Consider the following 20,951-nt stretch of genomic DNA (forward strand, 5'->3'; position numbering starts at 1 on the left):
AAGTCATGCTAAGGGGCGTAATGAGGTTTCTAAAAGCCAACAATTTCCCATGGGTTACTTTTAAGAAATACTGGAGAAATTCTTCTCGCTCTGAACTTATTGTCGATGTGCTTGTTCCATTTTTGATGTCATCGCTATTATTACTTTTTACATCTGAATATGTTACAAACTTTAAAGATTTAGTTGACAAGTTTCAGCAACTAAGTGGTCAAGTAATTGCTGCTATTTCAATATTAGCTGGTTTTAATATTGCTAGTATTACAATCATTTCTACCGCAGGAAACTCCATGGAGAGATTAAGGAACACTCGAAGCTCTCCAGGGGCATTATCTGTCTATGAGATATTAATTGTTTTTTTCACTTGGGCTGTAATAATTCAACTAATTGTTGTGTTGATTAGTATTCTACTATTTTATGTAGGTTCATTGGTGCCATTAAAATTTAGTAGCATTTCAATACCTCTATGGGGCTGGATAAGTGCTACCCTGTGGCTTACATTAACTATTCATTCAGTTTTTATATCAATTAGAAATATGAAGACTTTATTTCATTACGTCACATATAATCCATAGAGCGTCTGAGTTGCTATTGTGTGTAGAGAAGAAGTTAATGAATATTAGGACTTGAAGGATAATGGATATGAGATAAATTGGGGTATTCATATTTTTGATAGCGGATCCCTTATTTAGGGATTATTGTTTATATTTTCATTAGAGAAATAAGTATATAATGCTATTTAAAAAGGCTCCTATTTATCATTGTGGAAGTTGCTATAGTAGTTTTCTTCAAAGCAATGGATCATAGGGATGAAGCTGTAACAATTTGATAGTAAAAAAGTACATTCCAGTATATGGGGGGAGGATCCCAGTTCTCAAGCGACTTAAACGATCATATTCCCTTCATCTTCAATCAACTGAAATAAAGACTTATCGTATTTTTCACTCATGTGAAAACCTCGAATAAAATTGATTTTATTCTCGAGTACTCGCCTCTTGTTGTCCACTTTTCAATCTAATAGTACCATTTTATTGAAAGTAAAGATGTTAAGGAGTTTGGGGAAGTAAATAATAACTAATCTTCTTCCATCTCAACCAGATCAATAATCTCACGAATATCTTCAATATTCATAGCATCGGCGATTCTTTCAATATGATTAAAATTAATACTTTCACGTTTACCGGATTGAAGTTCACTTAGAGCAGCGTGTCGTACATCGGATAAACGTGATAGTTCTCTCAAGGAGATATTGTGTTTTCTCGTAATTTCGTTAATTTTCACAACTACTTTCTTTGCCATTAGGGTTCCCGCCTTATTTTACAAATTTTTCTTGACGATACGCATAAACGTAACATATAATTTTTTGTAAAACTGGTACTCATATACGTACCAAAAGGTGGGGAATATTTTGACTTCTCAGAGTGACATGGTAGCGGAGTATGAAAAGTTAGTAGAACTTGAAAAGCAATACACAGAGAGGATTCAAACTTGTATTAAATTACTTGGAGATGCGTTTAACATTATCGCTGCCAAAGCAGGAGCGTTGAGCATGGATGCAGTTAAGGAAGCTGCTTATTATTTACACTCAACGGAGATTGAACTAAACCATGTATTGTACTATATCCGTTTAGAGAAAAGTATTTTAACTAATCAGTTAGAAATTGAAACAAAATGAAGCAAACCCAAACATAGCAGCGGAGGGGACGGAATCGTTCTGGAGAAGCGATGCGTTCGCCTTTGAACCCGGATTTTACCATTAAAATATAATTCAAAAAAATCTGGGGGCAACAGCGATCGGAAGAATGATCCGTCTACGTAGCGGCCTTAGTTGCACGTACTACCTCCTTAAAAAGCCAAACCCGACATGACCTTTCACGGTCTGATCGGGTTTTCTCATTTTCCCCCCCAATCCCCGCGCATAAATCTTCACTCCAACCAAACACCAAACATACCGCCATCCAAATAGTTACGCCCACTCCCAACATCATGTATAGTAAAGTTATGGGAAATAAACATGAACCCGCATGTTATCTTGATCGCTTAACCGTACAATATGAAACATGGCAAAAACGAGGAGGAACGTGATGATACATCCAATACAAATTCAGGATATGCTGCAAGCCGCGCTGGAGACGGGTGGAGATTTTGCAGAGGTGTTCGTCGAGGATCGTACCAATGGACAGTTGGGGATGACCGGGGGAGTCGTGGATACGGCGCTGTCAGGCCGGGATTTTGGGATTGGCATTCGGATCATGAAGGAGCATTTCTCGGTGTATGCCTATACCAGCGACATGAGCGAACAGAGCCTGATTCGACTGGCAAAATCGGCCGCTAAGGCTATTCGCGGAGGTGGAGCGCTAGGTACACAACCGATTACACTCCATCCCCATGCTATCCCTAACCAACATCCGATTGCTATCATTCCTGATGGGTCACAAAAGCGCGCCAAGATCGAGATGATGAGACGTGCGCATGAGGCGGCCAGCCAATACGATCCTTCCATCACGCAAACCTCCATTGGGATTAGCAACTCGATCCAGAACGTACTGATCGCCAATAGCAATGGATTACTGGTGGAGGATACCCGCACGTATACACGCATGAGAATAAGCGCCATTGCGACCGCTGGGGAGCATCGACAATCCGGTTTTCGCGGGCCGGGAGCGTATGCGGGGACTGAATTCCTGGAGAATCTGAATATCGAAGAAAATGCGAGACACGCCGCCCGTATTGCGTCCACGATGGTCAAAGCGAGTTATGCGCCTAGCGGCAGACTCCCCGTCGTGATTGAGAACGGCTTCGGCGGAGTCCTTTTTCACGAGGCGTGTGGACACGGGCTGGAATCTACGGCGGTGGCCCATGGAACGTCCGTGTTCGCCAATAAGATCGGGCAGCAGGTGGCTTCACCGCTGGTCACGGCTGTGGATGACGGAACGATTCCGAGCGCGTGGGGTTCGCTCAATATCGATGATGAAGGAGCGCCTACACAGCGCAACGTACTGATCGAGAACGGCATTTTAAAAGGATATCTGATCGACCGGATGGGCTCGCGTCAGATGGGTATGCCTGCGACAGGGTCAGGGCGAAGACAATCCTATAAATTCGCGCCTGCATCCCGCATGAACAATACGTTTATTGCGAATGGCGAGTCCACCCGTGAAGAAATCATTGCTAAGACGGAGTACGGGATCTATGCCAAATCGCTGGGCGGCGGTTCGGTGAATACTTCGACTAGCGATTTTAATTTTGCAGTTGAAGAGGCGTATATAATTCGCAACGGTAAAATTGCCGAGCCGGTCAAAGGGGCAACACTGATCGGCAAAGGGATTGAAACCCTGCAAAATATTGATATGGTTGGCAACAATCTGGATCATGGTCAGGGCATGTGCGGCTCGGTCAGCGGAAGTCTTCCGGTCAACTGTGGACAGCCGACGATTCGCGTGTCTGAAATGACCGTCGGCGGACGGAAGGGGGAATAAGCGATGAATATTCAGCAATTTCAGGAAGCGTTGTTCACGAAGGGGCGGGAAATCGGCTACGCGGATATGGAAATCTACTATGTGAATGGACGTTCTACCTCGGTAAAGGTGTTGAAGGGAGAAATTGACCAATATACAATCGTCGAAAACGGTGGACTTTCCTTCCGGGGCGTCATTAACGGGAAAATGGGCTATGCCTCTACGGAGAAGCTGGAACCGGACGTGATCGACTTTTTATTGGAAGAAGCACGCAGCAATGCGGATATATTGGAGAGCGAGGAGCAGGATGAGCTGTTTGCAGGCTCTGAGAGCTACCCTGAGCAGCCTGCCTATACCGCTGAGCTGACCGACACGGCTCCCGAGATTCTTATCGAAGCGGCGCTAGAAATGGAGCGGACAGCGCTTGCCGCAGATCCACGGATTGTGATGGCTCGGCATTGCTCGGTCAGCATTCGTGAAAATGAGGTCCTGATTGTTAATACAAAGGGATTGCATTGCCATCGCCGCAAAAGCCTGGCGACCGCCTATGTATACGTCATCGCAAAAGAACATGATGAGACCGTTACCGGGGGCTGGCATGATTATTCCCTGCGGAGTGTGGAAGATATCGATATTGCAGATGTGGCGCACAGGGCGGTACAAGAGGCTGTTTCCCGTCTGGGGGCTCACACGATTCAATCGGATAACTATCCGGTCATTTTCCGTCATGATGCAGCAGCGCAATTGCTGGCTGCGTATACGACGGTATTTTCAGCGGAGTCGGTGGATAAAGGCTTTTCGCGATTGGCTGGGAAACTGGGGCAAAAGGTGACAAGCAAGCACATCACGCTGATGGATGATCCGCTTATGAAGAACGTTCCGGCAGGCAGTACGTTTGATGCCGAAGGCAGCGCAACGCGCCGTAACGAGATCATCAAGGGCGGGGAACTACGGACGTATTTCCATAACCGCAAGACGGCTCGCAAGGCCGGGGTGCAGAGTACCTCCAATGCTTCCAAGGGCAGCTATAACGGAAAAATCGGTGTGTCATATCATAATCTGTATGTGGAACCAGGCACCTCTACGTTGGAGGATATGATTCGCAGGATGGATCGCGGGTTGATGATCGTTGAGCTGCAAGGACTGCATGCGGGAACAAATACGGCGTCCGGAAATTTTTCGCTGGCTTGTCTGGGATACTGGATTGAGCAGGGGCAAGTGGTCAGAGCGGTCAATCAAATTACCGTATCTGGCAACTTCTTTGATGTGTTGCAGCAGGTAGAGGAGGTTGGCAATGATTTGCGTTTTACGGGAAGCTGCACTTCACCTTCACTCAAGCTGGCCTCACTCTCGATTTCAGGCTCCTAACACTGGAGAAATCTCCTTCTTTCCATATTTATAGTCTGATTCTGACGTTCCGATTGCCTGGTGATTACAGATGCCTGATGCTTCGGGGTATGGTAAAGTAGGAGAAAGGTTTTAAAAATATGAAAAAAAGGCTTGGTTACAGCACCGCGACAGGGTATTATAGACAATAATATATTCGAAAAAGGTTCGAATTGAATTTTTATTGGAGGATGTATATGAGATATATAAGCACTAGAGGTCGAGTAGAAGCCAAGGGATTTATTGATACCGTGCTCATGGGGTTAGCTGACGATGGCGGTTTGATGGTACCGGAGCAGATTCCGGTGGTGCCTGTGGCTACACTGGAGAAATGGGCAACATTGAGCTACAGAGAGCTGCTGCTGGAAGTTTTTGCGCTGTATATCAATGATGAAATTCCTCGTGAAGATTTGGAGCAGCTGGTGGAACGCAGTTATGCAAGCTTCCGTCACCCGGAAGTTACGCCAGTGAAGAAGATTAACGAATCCCTGTCTATTTTGGAGCTATTCCACGGGCCTACGTTTGCGTTCAAGGATGTGGCGCTGCAATTTATGGGTGAATTTTATTCCTATGTATCCAAAAAGCAGAATGAGATCATTCACATTTTGGGCGCAACCTCAGGCGATACCGGAGCGGCAGCCATTCAGGGCGTGCGTGGCAAGGAAGGTATTAAAATCTGTATTTTGCATCCGCATCAGAAGGTGAGCAAGGTACAGGAACTGCAAATGACGACGGTTGACGATGAAAATGTACTGAATCTGTCTGTAAAAGGAAACTTTGACGATTGTCAAAAAGTCATCAAAGACCTGTTTGCAGATCTCGATTTCAAAGGCAAACATCATCTGCGTGCGATTAATTCGATTAACTTTGTGCGTATTTTGGCGCAGACGGTGTATTACTTCTATGCCTATTTCCGGGCCCAGGAGTCAGCGGGTACGAAGAAGATCAATGTCAGCGTGCCATCCGGCAACTTTGGCAATATTTTTTCCGGCTTTCTTGCGAAGAAAATGGGTCTGCCAATTCATAAGCTGATCATTGCAACGAATGAAAATAATATTTTGGAACGCTTCGTGAAGACAGGCGAATACAAGCCAGGTGATTTCAAAAGCACATACAGTCCTTCCATGGACATTCAAGTGGCAAGTAATTTCGAAAGATATCTGTACTACTTCCTCGGGGAAGATGCAGCAAAGGTATCTGAATACATGAACAACCTCAAAACCGAGGGGCGGATTGTGGTCAGTGCAGAGGATTTGCAACGGGTACAGCAGGATTTTGAAGCTCTCGGGGCTTCGAATGAGCAGTGTCTGGAGCTGATCAAAAAATACAAGGTCGAATACGATTATTTGCTGGACCCGCATACGGCTTGCGGCATTGCCGCATATGAGGCGTATAATGGCTCAGACGAAGTATGTGTGACCTTTGCGACTGCGCATCCGGCCAAATTCGATGAAGCCATCCGTCTGGTGGACATTCAGCAGGAGTTCCCGGCGCCAATTGAACAATTGTTCTCCAAGCCGCAGCACCAGCAGGTGGTAGAGCATGACGAGGCAGAAATCGTGCGTCAGCTTGAAGCCTTTTATGTGTAGAGGATCATTTCAGCAATGACGTACTATATCCCGATAGGATGAGGAAAAGAGGCTACGCCCTGTGCGCGGTCTCTTTTTGTTACCTCCATATTTGCCGGAAAGGCGTATGTGTATCGAAGACAGAGGAAATGATATACGGTATGATTTCTCCTATACAATTTGAGAGTTGGCTTCATTCGTTCACATAATTGTCCCATATTGAGTAAGGTATAGAACAAGTGAAAATGGTGAAAAAAGCCCGTAAATCAAGGGATTAGGCCTTGTGAATATAACAGGATATGAGAGGTTTATAGAGTTATTTAATATAGGGGACAAATTATTTTTATAAGCAAATTAGATGTATTTATATTAAAAATCATGTATAGTTAACTAAATTTTATGAATACATAAATTCCACTCTCGCGGGTGTAGTTCAACTCGGATCATCATCCAGCAGAGGGGCTAATTATAAAGGGGTGTATTGAAAAGTGACCATTATCCGTTCAGAGCAGAGTCAACAGGCAGCAGCCGAATATGTGCAGTCCGTTTTTGAAAAGGTTATCGCGCGCAATCCTCATGAAAATGAATTCCATCAGGCCGTCAAGGAAATATTGGATTCGTTGGTTCCCGTGCTGGCTAAGCATCCAAAGTATATGCAACAGGGGCTTTTGGAACGGCTGGTGGAGCCGGAGCGTGTTATTACCTTCCGTGTGCCTTGGGTGGATGATGCAGGGAATGTACAGGTCAACCGCGGCTTCCGCGTACAGTTTAACAGTGCGATTGGTCCTTATAAAGGTGGACTTCGCTTCCATCCGTCTGTATATCTGGGAATCGTCAAATTTTTGGGCTTTGAGCAAGTTTTCAAAAATGCATTGACAGGTCTCCCTATTGGTGGTGGCAAAGGCGGCTCCGATTTTGATCCCAAAGGGAAATCAGATAACGAAGTTATGCGCTTTACACAAAGCTTCATGACCGAGCTGTACAAATATATCGGCCCGGATGCCGACGTTCCGGCAGGGGATATTGGGGTAGGCGGCCGTGAGATTGGTTACCTGTTCGGGCAGTACAAGCGGATTCGCGGAGGACATGAAGGCGGTGTCCTGACAGGTAAAGGGGTTCATTACGGAGGCAGCCTCACACGTACAGAAGCGACAGGTTATGGCTGTGTGTACTTTGTAAATGAGATGCTGCAGGCTCAGGGATCGTCCTTTGAAGGTAAGCGAGTGGTCGTGTCGGGCTCGGGGAATGTATCCATTTATGCGATTGAAAAGGCACAGCAACTCGGTGCTACAGTCGTTGCTTGTAGTGATTCGAACGGCTACATCTATGATCCCGAAGGCATTGACTTGGAACTGGTGAAGCAGATCAAAGAAGTGAGCCGTCTGCGGATTAGCGAGTATACCCAAGAGCGTCCAGACGCAATATATACAGAGGGCTGTGCCGGCATCTGGTCGATTCCATGCGATATCGCACTGCCATGTGCTACACAGAACGAAATTGACGAGCATGCAGCACAACTGCTGGTGAGCAATGGCGTAAAAGCTGTGGGTGAGGGGGCTAATATGCCATCCACGCTACAAGCGATTGAAGTATTTTTGAACGGTGGAGTACTGTTTGGGCCAGCCAAAGCTGCCAATGCAGGCGGGGTTGCGGTCTCTGCACTCGAAATGTCACAGAACAGCATGCGCTTGTCATGGACCTTTGAGGAAGTGGACACCAAGCTGCATGATATTATGAAAAATATCTATGCTAACAGCGTGAAAGCGGCTGAGGAATACGGCGTACCTGGCAATCTGGTTGTCGGGGCGAACATCGCTGGATTCGTTCGTGTGGCTGACGCTATGCTGTCCCACGGGATTGTCTAAGGCAACGGCAGCTCAGGACACAAGTAAGAGAAATAAGTGAGTACACGTATATTGAATAAGCAAGCTAATAAAAAGAGAAGCTGAGTGTTCCTCGCGAGGACGCTCAGCTTTTATTTGCCAAGAGACCCTTTATTTTTCTCAGGGACTTGATTTATTTATAAAGAGGATGTATATTACTTGATGGATCAATCATTGATGGGTCAAAGATTGAATCGCGAAGCCCGGCGACATGCTTAAAGGAGGAGTGATTGCTATCACCCAATCATCATCTGAGGCTGAGTATATTTTTGAAATGCTGTTGTTGCTGAACAAGCAGATGAGCTCCAAGTTTGAGCGTTGTGCAGGCATCAGCGCATCCAGATTGCAGCTGTTGTGCAAGCTGTATCAAGTGGAGGAGATTAGTCAAACTCTGCTGCAAAAAGAGGTTGGCATCGATGCCGCAGCCGTAACTCGCCATTTGAAGCAGCTTGAGGCGAATGCTATGGTCACACGACGCACCAAGCCAGAGGACAACAGGGTTACTTTGGTAAGCCTGACCGATTATGGGCGTGAGCATATTATCACCTTTAGGCAGGAGCGCACACAGTTTGTGGATCGGCTGCTCCAAAGCTTCGACGAGGCGCAACGGCGACAGCTAGCTGATATGCTGCAAGTCATGAATGGTCATATTTCCGACATGGACTGACTGAAATTCCTATCATAACAAATTATACCCACAGGGGAACAAGGAGAGATTTGAATGAGCAATACGAACACAACCGTAAAAACGAATGATTTTAAAGAAATCGCACTCGGACGTCGTTCTATTAAAGTATACGATCCGTCTGTGAAGATCAGCCGCGAGGAAATGACTGAGATTTTGACGGAAGCTACACGCGCTCCATCTTCCGTTAACCTGCAGCCATGGCGTTTTCTCGTGATTGACAGCCCAGAGGGCAAAGCAACCCTTGCACCACTGGCAAGTTTTAACCAACGTCAAGTGGAGACATCTTCGGCAGTGATCGCAGTGTTCGGAGATTTGAATAACTTTGATTATTTTGAGCAAATTTTCGGAGAAGCTGTAGAACTGGGCTATATGCCAAAGGATGTAAAGGAAATGCAGCAGGAGAAAGTAGCGGCCCATTTTGCAGCGCTTGATCCGGTTGTGAACAAAGAAACGGTGCTGATCGACGGTGGTCTGGTATCTATGCAGCTCATGCTGGTAGCGCGTGCTCACGGCTACGACACCAACCCTATCGGTGGTTATGACAAGGCTAGAATTGCTGAAGCCTTTGGTCTGGATAAAGATCGTTATGTACCTGTAATGCTCATTTCCATGGGTAAAGGAGTCAACGACGGTCATCCGTCCACACGCTTGCCCATTGAGCAAATTGCACAGTGGAAATAAGAGCTACGAGCTATCGTTTATATGCAAAATAAAAACAGGCGGACAAAGGAACTTCCTTTGGTCCGCCTGTTTTTAGGTTACCTTTAGCTTCCCGGCGTATCAGCAGGGTCAGCGGTTCAGGTAAAGCAGCCATGCTCTAGCCTTGTGAATATAGCCATGTCTGCGATATTGCACGATGAGAAAAGGCAGTGTAAACAAATACGATTGAATCATAAGCTGCTTATGCCTGCTTTCTCCGGAACTTTACCAAAGACCAGATGATCAAGAATGCCATGAAAGCCACGCATACGCTAATGCTGATCCGATTTTGCGTGTCCAGCAGGAACAGAAATGCAATCACCCACAGACATCCAATGGTTATTGCTGTGATATAGGGAAATCCCCATATTTTGAAGCTTGGCTCTATGGGATAGGATTTGCGCAGTTTCAACTGGGAAAGGCAAATACAGCTCCAGACGAGCAGCACGACAAAGCCAGGTACAGCCATCAAAATACGGAATAGTCCGTCTTGATCGATATAAGCAACCATGGAGCCCACAATCAGAATCACAGCGCACAATTTGAGGCTATTCACCGGCACTCCATTCGATGATACCCGCGCAAGTGATCTGGGCCCTTCCCCATTGACTGCCAGTGAATGCAGCATGCGGGTAGCACCGTAAATCCCCGAATTGGCGGCAGACAGTACAGCAGTGATCAGGATAAAGTTCATGACATGGGCCGAGCTTTGAAGCCCTACCGAAGACAGTACCTGTACAAACGGACTGGTATTCGCATCCAGCTGATTCCAGGGAACCAAGCCACAAATGATGAGAATCGGCAATGTGTAAAATAAGACAACGCGAAAAATAAAGCTTTTAACCACCTTAGGCAGCACTTTTTCCGGATTTTCTGTCTCTGTCAACGTCAGTCCGATCAGTTCGGACCCCCCATAGGAAAAGGTAACGACCAGCAGCGCCGAAAAGATAGCCAGCCAGCCATTGGGAAGAAATCCGCCATGCTGTATGTAGTTGCTCAGATAGGGCGGAGTTTCAGTAGGGATGATGCCGAACAGTATACAGCCACCCAACGCGATAAAGATGATAATCATGGCAATCTTGATACCCGCAAGCCAAAATTCCAGTTCCCCAAAACCGCCGACACTCAGCATGTTGACGACAATAATAAAAGCCGCGCTCGCCAAACTGAGTATCCATAAGGGGACATCCGGCAGCCAGTATTGCAGGAAGCTTCCCGCAGCGATGACCTCAATGACACAGACTGCCAGCCACATGAAGCAATACAACCAGCCGATGATAAACGAAAGCCGTTCTCCAAAAGCTTTGCGAATAAAATCCTTCATATTCATGTTGGGGTAGACGGTAGCCATCTCGGCAATTGCCCCCATAACGACCAGAAGCAAAAGCCCCGCAAAGACATAGGATAAAATAACTCCAGGTCCTGCCAAGCTAATCGTTTCGGTACTTCCTTTAAAAATACCGGTCCCGATGACTCCGCCCATAGCCATAAAGGTAATATGCCTTGGACGCAGCTTTTTGTGCAAAGTTGCTTCATTTGATTTCAATCCGAAATCCTCCTTCATAAAATGCATAGCTTCAGCATAGCCCAAACAGGGTTACTTCAATTAGACTAATACTACATGAAAATATCCAATTAGGAAATGAAAGAAATAGGATCAATGAAGAGAATGATATATAATGAGGTTGATTTGGAAAAATAGTATGGTTATTTTATGAAGCGGAGGCTTTAATCAGTGAAGCAGGATCGGAAAAAGCAGGCAGGCTCCCAAAGCGGGACAGGCAAGGGACATGAAGCTGATGAGCTGAACAGACTGATGTCCGCATGGCTCCATTCATCGATCCGTATTATCGATATCCGGCATATTCGACTGGAACCCGAAGAGCTGCTTCGATCATATCGTCTGCCAGCGCAGGCTTTTATTTTGGTGCTACACGGTAGTGTGCGCTTGGGGGATGAATGGAATGATACAGCATATTCAGGGTACATACTGCATGGCAGCAAAGGCTTCGAACTGAAAATGGCTCCCTCGAACCGAGGGATCGAATATTTTCTTGTACTATATAAAGCGACTTCTGTATCGGGACACACGGTGTATAATGTTCCAGCTATAGCTCATGGCTTTGTACCGCCATATCCGGTTATGCTGTATCAAAAGCTGCAACTGCTGGAGCGTGCATGGCAGGATCAGGATGCATTGTCGAGGGTACAGGCTCAAAGCAGGTTCTTTGATTTTGCATATGAATTTATGCGCCAATATCAGGAACAGAAGGCGCACATCCCCGCGCGGGATATGGTGACACAGGCGATTCGGTTTATGGAGGTACATTATGCGGAGTCCATAACGTTGGAGCGTTTGGCCGGCTTGCTGGAATGCAGTCCAAGGCACCTGACCCGATTATTTAAAAAACAAACAGATTGCAGCCCGATTATGTATCTGATCCAGCTGCGAATGGACAAGGCGAAGGAGCTTCTGCGGAAGACGGATGCTACTTTACAGGATATTGCTGTCAGTGTGGGATACCCGGATGTCTATTTCTTTAGCCGGGCATTCAAAAAATATACTGGTGTATCCCCGGTTCATTACCGGGACAGCTTACATTCATCTGCTTTTGTAAGAGATGAACGTCTGGATAATCCATTACCCATGTCCGGATGTTCCATTGATTCGAAAAGTGGTGCCCTGCATACTGTTAATGAGGATAATAATCATTATCAAAATTACGATGAAGGGATTTTACGAATGAATAGAAACGCAAGGCATTCCATGGCATTTATTTTATTGCTTAGTTTTACGCTACTGCTCAGTGCATGCTCAGGCACATCCAGTCCTGCGGCAACGGAAGATACGTCCCAAGGGACCAACAATACAGCGGAGCAAGCCTCACAAGAACGGGTGCTGAAAGATGCACTTGGACATGAGGTGAAGATTCCGGCTCAGCCTCAGCGTGTCATTGCTTCGTATCTGGAGGATCATCTGGTTGCGCTGGGTGTTAAACCCGTAGCTCAATGGTCGGTAGGTAAAAATTCGGTTCAGGCTTACTTGCAAAAAGAACTCAAGGATGTTCCTACCATCGCTTCTGACCTTCCGTTTGAAGCCGTTCTGAACTTCAAGCCTGATTTAATCATTATGGATAGTGCGAGCATGGTAGAGGGCGACAAATATAATCAATACTCTAAAATCGCTCCTACCTATGTTGTAGGCAGTAATATGAATAACGATTGGCGTCAAGAGCTGTTGACCGTGGGTGAGGTGCTGAATAAGAGCAGTGAAGCGAAGCAGGCATTAAGCAGCTATGACAAAAAAGCGGCAGAAGCCAAGGCCAAGCTGAGTCAGACGGTTGGGCAAAAAACCGCAGCAGCCTTGTGGGTAACGGATAAAAACGTGTATGTCGTGAACCAGAACCTATCCAGCGGTGATGTATTGTATAAGGACTTGGGCTTCAAGATTCCTCAGGTCGTACAGGAAATCTCCAAAACTGCCAAGGCAAACTGGAGTAATTTATCGCTGGAGAAGCTGGCAGAGCTGGATGCGGATTATATCTTTATCGTGAACAGCAAAAACGCAAGTAAAGAAGAAATTATAAAAGATCCTGTGTGGGCGGGAATTCCAGCTGTAAAAGCTGGTCATGTATACGATTTTGGCAAAGATTCGAGCTGGTTGTATACGGGGACGATTGCGAATGGACAAATGATTGATGATGTTCTGAAAAGTGTAATTCAATAATTTGGAGTGAAATTCAAAAAGCGCTACTCATCTTGACGGTCGCATGCCGCAGGAAGGGAGCGCTTTTTTTGATAAAAAAGATGCCTGCACATGGCAGACATCTGATTTTGCTTCTATATTAGGATTGCGGAGATACGAGGATTTTAACTTGATTTTTTTCTTTCAGGAGGCCTTCAAAGCCTTGCTCAATCACTTCTTCGAGCTTAATACGTTTGGTAACCAGCTTGTCCGCAGGGAAATAGCCTTTTTCCATCAGGCTGATGACAGCCGGGAACACATCACGGTAGCCGATAATACCCGTCAGATTGCGTTCCTTCATGACGATATTGTTAGGCTTGATCGGAGCTTCTTTTTCAAAAATGCTGACGACCATAATTTGTCCGCTGATTTTGGTAGATTCGATCGCTTGAGTCAGCACAGGCGGTACTCCAGTGACTTCATAGGCTACATCTACACCTCCGTTGGTCCGTTTGTGCAGCTCCTGCACGACATCGTAAGCTTTAGGATCAAGCACGATAGCACCCAACTCTTCGGCTTTAGCTTTGCGTTCCTCGGAAAGCTCTACTGCATAAATATCAGATGCACCCGAAGCTTTCAAGGCTTCAATAACCAGCAAGCCGATAGGACCGGCCCCAAATACGACGGCCTTGTCGCCGACTTTCAGCTGGCTTTGACGAACAGCATACAAAGCAACGGCTGAAGGTTCTACCAAAGCGCCCTGCTCGAAAGAGACGCTATCTGGAATCTTGTGAACCATGTGCTCGTCAGCTGCAACGTATTCCGAAAATCCACCGCCGCCGCCTGCCAGACCGAGGAAGCCCATTTTATCGCAAAGATTATATTTGCCTTGTTTACATGCAGTGCATTCTCCACATGCAAAAATGGGTTCTACGACCACGCGGTCGCCAACCTGAATTTTGGTTACACCTTCGCCGACTTCGACCACTTGTCCAGAGAATTCATGTCCCATTACGATCGGAGCTTTTTCACCAGTCAATGGATGGTTAGCACCCTGTGGAATGAAGATCGGTCCTGCTACATATTCATGAAGGTCACTTCCGCAAATGCCACACCATTCTACTTTAATTTTCACTTTGCCTGCCAGAGCAGCGGGCTGATCAATGTTTTCCAAACGTAAGTCTTTTACTCCATGCCATCTCAATGCTTGCATGTCTGTCATCTCCTTGACGAATATATGATCATTTACTGCTATAAAAGCGAATGAAATAGGAAACGTTTCCGAAAGATAATATGTCACAGTTTTTACACATTGTCAAACCAATTTCGTACAAAAAGCACTTGATTTTTTTGTGAATATAATCACTTGTGACTGTGGCGCTATTTTGGCTCATCGTTTTCATTCAAGAGATTGGGCGGATTTTTCAGGTGAAGCAGAGATAATGAAGAAACTGCTTTCATTTTCAGAGGCTCATTCTATGGTATAATATCAATATCGAAACTACATTTTAGAAAGTCGGAAAACGATTCCGTTTTTTGAAAGGATTTTGGGTGTGACAGATCAAAAGAAAGTAACCATAGAGGATGTAGCCAAGCGGGCAGGGGTAGGTATTGCGACTGTCTCCAGAGCTATTAACGATAGTGAGGGTATCAGCCCGAAGACGAAAGCGTTGATTTTGCAGGTGATTGAAGAAATGGGGTTTACCCCCAATACCTCAGCACAAAGCTTGAAGGTACGCCAGACACGCCAAATTGCGCTGGCCGTGCCGGATATTCGCAATGCAATCATTCCTGAGATCGCCTGGTCTGTAGAGCAGGCAGCCAAGCAGCATGGCTACCGTGTGGTGCAGATTAATACCGCCGGCAATGCCAGAATGGAGCTTGAAACGGTTCGGGAGGTTAAGAAGCTGCATGTGGACGGACTTATTATTATGCCACTGGCATACCCTAAAATGCTGGTCGATCTGATCAACAAGTCCAGCGTTCCCGTATCCATCATTAATTATGGCAAGAAGCTGGGCGAAAATGTAAAAGCAGATATCGTAAGCCTGGCACGGCAAGAGGGACGGCTTGTGATGGAGCATTTGCTTAAAATCGGGAGAACGAGAATTGCTTATGCAGGTGCTGCAAAGGACAAAATCGAGGAAAGATACTTTGCTTATGAGCAGTCTCTCCAGCATGTGGACCCTTCACTCGTTTATTTTGGCGATGATTTCTCCTTTGAGACAGGGCTGCGTGCGGCCGATTATTTTTACAGCCTAAAGCATATGCCGGATGCTATTTATGCGGTGAACGATATGGTGGCGATTGGCATTGTCAATCGCTTTAAGGATTTGGGCGTCAAAGTGCCGGATGAGGTTGCTGTCGTCGGCATTGATAACAATCTGTGGGCAACGGTAACGACGCCGCAAATCAGTTCTGTTTCCATCATGGGGGAAGAGGTGGCACGATTGGCTGCAGAGCTGCTGCTTAAGCGGATTCAGGAGCAGACACCGGGTGATTATGAGCGTGTGCAATTCGAGCCCCGCCTGATCGTCAGGGAATCAAGCGTCTCTGTGATCCGTAAGCCTACGGTTGGACGTGATGGAGCAGAAGTCTAGCTGAGGAACCTTTCCATCGTTATAACGATGGATGAACAGCCGCAAGAGCAGTAGGATTTAAATAGTCTAGCAATTGTAATACCATTGTTTGTTTGGACAGGAGAGTGGACTCGTGTCAAAAAGCAGCATGTTCGTATCTGTAGTTTGTACTTTACTATTGCTGTCCGTTACTATAGGATGTGCTTCCAGTCCGGTGGAACAGCATACTGATGCTGCGTCGCCCTCTGGAAAAAGTGCCGGGAAGCCAATGCAAAATGCATCCAATACGCAGCAAACCCGGCAAAGTAAAGAGGAGCAGGTGCTGTCCTTTTACAAGGATTCATCCCTCAGTGATGAAGAAAAAGTACGCTGCATAACAGATCATTTGGCGGGCATACAGTGGGAAACGTTTAACAAGGTTAGTGGAAAACAAAGCTTGGAGGTTATCGAATATCTGTATAGACAACGAGCTTATATTCCATCGGAAAGCTTTCCAAATGTGATCCAGGCCTCTGGCGGATTGGATGGGGCTTCAAGCGAAAGCTATGCTGCCATTATGGGGGAATTATTCACAAGGGATAAGACAGCGATGACCCGAGCATTGGCCAATACTACGGACAAATCATACCGCGAACAAGGCATCGGGAGCATCGCGTACAGTCTTAGTTATCGGGAAACGAAGGTAGTCAAGAAGGAAATCCGGCAATGGCAGGCAGGACAAAAGCTTACTACGACGGAGAAGGAAATCATTCGTGCTTTGCTTGTAAAGCTGGATAATCCATATTAAAGCAAATAACATGATGGTCGCTTCTCTACCTGAGGAGCGGCTTATTTGTGCTTTTCCTCTGCGAGCATCACGACTTTTATGCCTTGTGCCACAATCCATAAGGTGGGCTTATAGATAAACTGAAAAGAGGGAGCCCGGCCACAAAGATGGTTTTACGGGTCCTCCCTTGATTGAATTGACAGTACGTTTTCTGTAGGAACTATAACTCAAACTGAATATCAGTGATTTTACAGCCACAGTGAAGCCGATGTTTTTATATACTTGATTACAGGCAGGATTATTTAAGTCTCGTTGTTAGATCTATCAGGATTTAAATCTCCGCGCGATACGCTTCTTGCTCTTTTGTCGCCAAATCCATCTCTCTATAAAGTTTTTTTCTTTTCTTTCCTGAAGTGTTTCCTTCATACCCTTGATAAGAAATTCGGATCTCCGCTTGTCATTTCTGCTGATTTCGCGCAGTTCCTCAATAAATTTATGGTCCATGTCCGCATCTCCGTTAGTCCAGGATTGTGCAAATTGCTAAGTTAGATTATACGGAACATACGTTCCTTTTTCAAGTCTATTCCTGTTATATTCAATCAAACAATCATTTTGAGTTGGATGCTGGAAGGCCTGCGTATCTCAAACGTATGTTACCGATGGATGGAGCCGTCCGAACCGTGAAGCTTCATATGAATGACACAGCATCCGGCCTTGGAACGCTTGCGCAAATCCGTTCTGATCTTTATAGCCTCTTCATCGCTCGGAGCTCCCAGATACTTCACCAGTCGATGTTTTCGGTTGCCTTGCTCGTCCCGATAGGAGGAATCGGAGGTTTCATGCAGAGATATTGAACTCATGAGCAGAACGTGGTATAGAGCTGCTTGAAAAAAGTGAGCTGCCATATCCAAAACTGTCATTAGATGACATGATCTACACCCGGTCCTATGATATGATTTACCAAATAGATCAGAGATTCCAAAAAGGGGAAATAAGGATGAAGTTCAAGAAGACGATGCTTCTGCTCATGTTTTCAACGATACTCACGGGTTGGTTAACGGTGGGTACGGAAAGTGTTCACGCTGCCACTTCAATTGTACTCAGAGAGGGAGACAAGCTTAAGCTCTTACTTGAGGATGGCAATGGTGTCAACAGAGTGTTTAAATTTAATCTTGAGAATATGATTATACCTGGTACACCAATTCGTCTGTACAGTAACCTTACTGAAATTCCTTCCAGTGGCTTTACAGTAGATTATACGAATTCAACCATTACAATTGCGGATTCGCAGCCAGCGCCTAGTGCAGGATCAGAAAATCATATAGTGATTCCTATAGGCTCCATCATGGAAGGGTCTGACGGGGAATTAAAAGCAGATCAACCCGTTGAAGAACCCAAAGTGACGCAGCCTGATGTGGAGACCAAGACGCAAGAGACTCCCGTTGTCACCAAACCCGAGGTTTCTCAACCAGTCGTCGAGCCTCAACCAACGCAGCCTGTCATAGAGTCTAAAGAAGACGTTTCGGTTGATGAGTCACCGGAAATCCCTTTGTCCATACCATCTGGCGAGAATTTTCCAGGTACATTTACGATGAACTCTTCAGGTACGTCATTTACAGTTCGTTTAAAAATGAAAGATATTCAACCGACATATACCTCATACGTAATGGTCAAAAATTCGGATGCCCAATTGGTTAAACGGATTCAGTTCGATCCGAAAACAACATTTAACTACTCTTTGAGTAACCTGGACTTGGCCACAGGCGGATACTACTTTTATATTAAAATGATTGATCAGTCGGGAAATTCGGCAGCGTCTGTCCCCCAATTTGTTCCTGTGAATCATAACAAAGCTGGGCAGGTTTTGGTGTTTATTGATGGGAAGCAGCAGCAATATGAGCAGCCTGCAACCTCCATTAGCGGGAGTATGCTGGTGCCGTTTCGCGCTGTTTTTGAGGCGCTTGGTGCGAAGGTGAAATGGGACGGCGCTACGAAGACCGTGACCGCAACCAAAGGCAATACAACGATCAAGCTGACCGTGGGCTCCAGAGATGCCTATATCAATGGGAAACTAGTGCGGCTCAATGCAGCGCCAAGACTCATTAACGGCAAAGTGATGGTTCCTATTCGCTTTGTAAGTGAGGCGCTGGGAGCGAAGGTGAAATGGAATGTTCCAGCGCAGAGTGTTGTGATTTCACTTACCCCGCCACAGGTTTTGACGACCAGTGAAAGTGAACAATTAATAGAGGAAAACGAGGACAAGCCTGAACCACAATCCAATGTGCCGGTTCTGAAACAGATTTCCACGACTCTTACCAAGTCGACTGATATTGTGTTCGTCATTGATGTGACGAGTAGTATGACTGGAACGCTCGATTATGTGAAACAGAAGGTAAAAGGCTTTGTTGATTCTGTTCCGGCAGGCTCCCAATTTGCTGTTGTTGCATTTCGGGATATCAATCTGAAGGCAGATAAGGATTTAGAGTTCTTTGAGTTTACGGCGGATAAAAACAAGTTAAAAGGTAATGTAAATCCGCTGCGTCCTTCCGCTGGCGGGGATTTGAAGGAATCGGGACTGGAGGCCATCCAGCTGGCTATAAGCAAATTCCCGAAAAATTCGAATTCCAAAACGATCATTTTTATTACAGATGCCCCGGTTCACGATAAAAGTACAGCGCCGGATAAAGCCCGTTTTTCAGTAGATGAAATAAACGAGCAATTACAGAAAAATGGTGTTGTTTTTAATGCCATCGTGCCTGCCAATGGACTGGCCAACAAACAAATGAAAAAGCTTGCAGATCGTAATAAAGGGACTTTGTATGATATTAAGGATGCGAAGCTCAATTTGGTCAAGTAATCCGACCCAAGTGCATTGCAGCTAAGCTCACATTGAACAGCTCAAAGGCGTACCAATTCCGGTACGCCTTTGTTATTCGGAAATCTCAACTTATTTTGATCCCCGCTGGGGAATACGTCAATGAAGATTTGAATGTACTGAATTTTGAACGAATCAAATGGGGTGGTGTTCGCCTGAATCATCTTCTCTATTGCTGGATGGATCTTGAATTGTTCTGTAAAGAAGAAGATTTCGAGGTTTCTGATCAGGATATTGCCATACTTCATAACATGCTCGCAGCCGTTCAGGACTGTGAAGCTCAAAACGGTGCGCGGCAATTGGAGAAGCGTTGGAAAGATGTGTTCCCGTCCAGCAAGCAGGAACGCGACGTAGTTATGGAGGTGTGGGGATATGCCAGATACTCGCAGGAAGTGCTGAATGATTACTTTGGTACATTTTTGTAAAAAAGTAAATGATGAATGGCATGATGAGTAGACAGCATGGTTCCCCGGCTAGGCTATTCCCCGATATGAATCAGGGAACTCCCTGATTGGTTCAACTGGAAAGAATAATTAGAATTAAAGAAGGTAAAAAATTTAATTTTGGGGGAATGGATGATGAATCGATTAACCAAAGCAATAAAGGCATTAAACATTGTGAAAAAAGGATCAAGTATTTGATGGGGATCAGTAGATACATTCCCAATCAGCATGGAGCCTGGGCAATGCTCATTCTTCCATTTTTATTCGGTTTAGCGGCCTCTCAAGGGGAATTTATTCATATACTACTATTCGCGTGCTGGTTTTTTATCTATTTATTCAGTTTTCCTGTCCTCCAATGGATCAAAACAGGAAACCGTGTGAGATACCGCAAGCCTGTTGTTGTAAACGGAGCGATAATGCTTCCCTTATTAGTTTCACTGGTATGGATTAAGCCTGCGTTGATCTGGTATGGAGTTCTGCTGCTGTTCTTTTTTATGGCCAATATATACTATGCAAAAATGAAAAATGAACGCGCCTTGCTCAATGATATTATTGCAATTTTACTTTTTTGTTCTTTTATTTACCCTGTAGCTCATATTGGTGAGGCGGGGAACTGGAGAATATCCACGGAGCTATTTTTGCTTTTGGTGACTTACTTTACGGGAACTGCTCTTTATGTAAAAACGATCATCCGTGAAAGAAAAAATATACGCTACTATCATGCTTCTATCCTCTATCACCTGATCATTGTGCTGTTTGCTGCCTGGATAAAGGTATTCTTGGCTATTCCTTTTTTAATTTTATTATTACGAGCGATATGGCTTCCTAAATTCGATTTAAAGGCAAAACAAGTTGGCATGGCTGAAATTGGATTTTCATTGATGCTCTATGTATCTGTGTTATTTTTATATTTCTAAAAAGGAG

17 protein-coding genes and 1 pseudogene are annotated in these 20,951 nt (G+C 45.4%); 14 read left to right on the plus strand and 4 right to left on the minus strand.

From position 1 onward, the window contains the following. Nucleotides 1-5: 5 nt before the first annotated feature. Nucleotides 6-572, plus strand: coding sequence for a hypothetical protein (locus KQI_RS0102490; RefSeq protein WP_010345124.1), 567 nt, complete (start codon nt 6-8; stop codon nt 570-572). Nucleotides 573-1,071: 499 nt separating this feature from the next. On the opposite strand, the gene KQI_RS0102495 is transcribed toward KQI_RS0102490, so the two are convergent. Then, a complete protein-coding gene (locus KQI_RS0102495) occupies nt 1,072-1,296 on the minus strand; it encodes a helix-turn-helix domain-containing protein (RefSeq protein WP_010345126.1) in 225 nt (74 codons plus the stop codon). A 109-nt stretch (nt 1,297-1,405) separates the two neighbouring features. Here KQI_RS0102495 and KQI_RS0102500 point away from each other — a divergent pair, with 109 nt between their 5' ends. The 7 genes from KQI_RS0102500 (at nt 1,406) to KQI_RS0102530 (ending at nt 9,661) form a co-directional block, all read left to right on the plus strand. Next, a complete protein-coding gene (locus tag KQI_RS0102500; protein ID WP_010345127.1) occupies nt 1,406-1,672 on the plus strand; it encodes a hypothetical protein in 267 nt (88 codons plus the stop codon). 409 nt (nt 1,673-2,081) lie between these two features. Next, nucleotides 2,082-3,476 (plus strand): TldD/PmbA family protein, encoded by a 1,395-nt coding sequence (locus tag KQI_RS0102505; RefSeq protein WP_010345128.1) that lies wholly within the window; start codon nt 2,082-2,084, stop codon nt 3,474-3,476. A gap of 3 nt (nt 3,477-3,479) precedes the next feature. Next, nucleotides 3,480-4,823, plus strand: a complete 1,344-nt coding sequence (locus KQI_RS0102510; RefSeq protein WP_010345129.1) for a TldD/PmbA family protein — start codon at nt 3,480-3,482, stop codon at nt 4,821-4,823. 215 nt (nt 4,824-5,038) lie between these two features. Beyond that, nucleotides 5,039-6,430 carry a threonine synthase gene (gene thrC / locus KQI_RS0102515; RefSeq protein WP_010345130.1) on the plus strand — a complete coding sequence of 464 codons (1,392 nt, stop codon included), beginning with the start codon at nt 5,039-5,041 and terminating at the stop codon, nt 6,428-6,430. A gap of 467 nt (nt 6,431-6,897) precedes the next feature. Then, on the plus strand, nt 6,898-8,274 hold the full coding sequence (gdhA, locus tag KQI_RS0102520) for an NADP-specific glutamate dehydrogenase (protein ID WP_010345131.1): 1,377 nt from the start codon (nt 6,898-6,900) through the stop codon (nt 8,272-8,274). Nucleotides 8,275-8,566: 292 nt separating this feature from the next. Next, on the plus strand, nt 8,567-8,959 hold the full coding sequence (locus KQI_RS0102525) for a MarR family winged helix-turn-helix transcriptional regulator (protein WP_029389999.1): 393 nt from the start codon (nt 8,567-8,569) through the stop codon (nt 8,957-8,959). A 54-nt stretch (nt 8,960-9,013) separates the two neighbouring features. After that, nucleotides 9,014-9,661, plus strand: coding sequence for a nitroreductase family protein (locus tag KQI_RS0102530; RefSeq protein ID WP_010345133.1), 648 nt, complete (start codon nt 9,014-9,016; stop codon nt 9,659-9,661). 220 nt (nt 9,662-9,881) lie between these two features. On the opposite strand, the gene KQI_RS0102535 is transcribed toward KQI_RS0102530, so the two are convergent. Beyond that, nucleotides 9,882-11,225 (minus strand): amino acid permease, encoded by a 1,344-nt coding sequence (locus KQI_RS0102535; protein WP_029390000.1) that lies wholly within the window; start codon nt 11,223-11,225, stop codon nt 9,882-9,884. A gap of 189 nt (nt 11,226-11,414) precedes the next feature. On the opposite strand from KQI_RS0102535, the gene KQI_RS27655 reads away from it, so the two are divergent. After that, complete coding sequence (locus tag KQI_RS27655) at nt 11,415-13,406, plus strand: AraC family transcriptional regulator (RefSeq protein WP_010345136.1); 1,992 nt, start codon at nt 11,415-11,417, stop codon at nt 13,404-13,406. A gap of 118 nt (nt 13,407-13,524) precedes the next feature. Here KQI_RS27655 and KQI_RS0102545 read toward each other — a convergent pair whose 3' ends face one another. Further along, nucleotides 13,525-14,577, minus strand: coding sequence for a 2,3-butanediol dehydrogenase (locus KQI_RS0102545; RefSeq protein WP_010345137.1), 1,053 nt, complete (start codon nt 14,575-14,577; stop codon nt 13,525-13,527). A gap of 340 nt (nt 14,578-14,917) precedes the next feature. Here KQI_RS0102545 and KQI_RS0102550 point away from each other — a divergent pair, with 340 nt between their 5' ends. Both KQI_RS0102550 and KQI_RS0102555 read left to right on the plus strand, forming a co-directional pair. Further along, nucleotides 14,918-15,964, plus strand: coding sequence for a LacI family DNA-binding transcriptional regulator (locus tag KQI_RS0102550; protein WP_010345138.1), 1,047 nt, complete (start codon nt 14,918-14,920; stop codon nt 15,962-15,964). A 112-nt stretch (nt 15,965-16,076) separates the two neighbouring features. Beyond that, complete coding sequence (locus tag KQI_RS0102555; protein WP_010345139.1) at nt 16,077-16,730, plus strand: hypothetical protein; 654 nt, start codon at nt 16,077-16,079, stop codon at nt 16,728-16,730. 632 nt (nt 16,731-17,362) lie between these two features. Here the strand turns inward: KQI_RS0102555 and KQI_RS0102565 are convergent. Continuing rightward, nucleotides 17,363-17,629 (minus strand): hypothetical protein, encoded by a 267-nt coding sequence (locus tag KQI_RS0102565; protein WP_010345141.1) that lies wholly within the window; start codon nt 17,627-17,629, stop codon nt 17,363-17,365. Nucleotides 17,630-17,706: 77 nt separating this feature from the next. Between KQI_RS0102565 and KQI_RS0102570 the strand changes: the two genes are divergently transcribed. The 3 genes and pseudogenes from KQI_RS0102570 to KQI_RS0102580 all read left to right on the plus strand — a co-directional run bounded on the left by KQI_RS0102570 (nt 17,707) and on the right by KQI_RS0102580 (nt 20,944). Continuing rightward, nucleotides 17,707-19,566: a stalk domain-containing protein gene (locus KQI_RS0102570; RefSeq protein ID WP_010345142.1), complete on the plus strand. Its 1,860-nt coding sequence runs from the start codon at nt 17,707-17,709 to the stop codon at nt 19,564-19,566. A gap of 110 nt (nt 19,567-19,676) precedes the next feature. After that, a pseudogene (locus KQI_RS26630) lies at nt 19,677-20,009 on the plus strand (hypothetical protein); the annotation flags it as partial. 146 nt (nt 20,010-20,155) lie between these two features. Beyond that, nucleotides 20,156-20,944 (plus strand): YwiC-like family protein, encoded by a 789-nt coding sequence (locus KQI_RS0102580; protein WP_029390002.1) that lies wholly within the window; start codon nt 20,156-20,158, stop codon nt 20,942-20,944. Nucleotides 20,945-20,951: the final 7 nt, after the last annotated feature.

It is taken from the genome of Paenibacillus peoriae KCTC 3763 (assembly GCF_000236805.1).
In the GTDB taxonomy this organism is placed as follows: domain Bacteria; phylum Bacillota; class Bacilli; order Paenibacillales; family Paenibacillaceae; genus Paenibacillus; species Paenibacillus peoriae.